Annotated in this window: 1 protein-coding gene and 1 pseudogene; both read left to right on the forward strand. The window is 46.6% G+C overall.

What is annotated here, in order from left to right; all coding sequences use genetic code 11:
- Positions 1-1,100 (forward strand): reverse transcriptase domain-containing protein (locus ABMY41_RS21755; RefSeq protein ID WP_253040215.1); only part of this gene is annotated, 1,100 nt, incomplete at its 5' end.
- A gap of 83 nt (positions 1,101-1,183) precedes the next feature.
- Positions 1,184-1,321: pseudogene (locus tag ABMY41_RS21760) on the forward strand (DDE-type integrase/transposase/recombinase); the annotation flags it as partial.

Genomic DNA, 1,321 nt, shown 5'->3' on the forward strand with positions numbered 1-1,321 from the left:
TCCGGACAGTAAAACTTCAGTTGACTGATTCCAGTCAGGAGAAAGGACGCTGGGTGATTGAAGGCGATATGTCGAGCTATTTTGATACAGTTCATCATCGATTATTGATGAAGTGCGTCCGTAAACGGATTGCCTGTAAACGGTTCAATCAGCTGCTCTGGCTCTTTATCAAGGCCGGTCATGTTGAAAAGAACCTGTTCTGTGCCACTAACCAAGGCGTACCGCAAGGTGGCGTGATCTCACCACTGCTGTCAAACATCATGCTTAATGAGTTCGATCAGTACCTGAACCAATGCTACCTTAGCAAAAAGGCACGTAAAGATCGCTGGTACTGGAACCACAGTATCAAGATCGGTCGCAAGCCTGCCCTTGAGGAGGAGCGACAATGGAAGCCTGGCGTCGCATACTGTCGTTATGCCGATGACTTTGTTGTTATCGTCAAAGGCACCAAACAACAGGCGCAGGTGATCCGAGAGCAATGCCGAGACTTTCTGGAAAGCAAACTCAAGCTTACGTTGAACATGGAGAAGACCCAAGTTACTCATGTCAATGACGGCTTTGTCTTCTTGGGACATAGAGTGATCCGCAAACGAGGCCCAAAAGGCAACATGCGTGTGGTCAGCACTATCCCGAAAGATAAAGCGAGAGCGTTTACTTGTTCGCTCAACAAAGAACTATCTGGTGACTATAGCTGTAGTCCAATCGATAAGATAGAAAAACTTAACCAGAAACTTAAAGGCTGGTCACAGTTTTACCGTCATACCGATTTCACGGCTAAGGTTTATAGTAAGATAGACAGAGCGGTATTCTGGAAACTGGCTTACTGGTTCGCAGCTAAGTTTAAAACCAGCATCAAGAAGCTAATGATGAAGTTGATCAGACGACCAGAACCCGGCAAAGCGAAAACATGGGTCTATTTCGGTAGGAGCAACAAAGGCAACTTATGCGGTCAATCACTATTTCGATTAGTGAGTAGCCCTAAACGACCTTTTAGATGGCGATTACCAGAATCGAACCCGTATTGCCGGAACGAGGACGAGGTCAGAAATACTGTCACCTCAAGATATCAAGATGTTGCAATGGCTGTTAGCCACAATTAAGTGGAGAGCCGGATGCGCTGAAAGGTGCACGTCCGGTTCGGAGAGGAGAGGTTGGGAGATAGCACGACTACGCCCCGCCTCTTACTCTACTTGCCACATGGAGTGGGTTTGTTTATGTCGCTTTCGTGATAGATGTTTTTTCACGATACATTGTAGGTTGGCGTGTATCAACGACAATGCACACAGAGCTTATTCTTGATGCGTTAGAGCAAGCTATTTGG

The organism is Pseudoalteromonas sp. BZA4 (genome assembly GCF_040104395.1).
Taxonomy (GTDB): domain Bacteria; phylum Pseudomonadota; class Gammaproteobacteria; order Enterobacterales; family Alteromonadaceae; genus Pseudoalteromonas.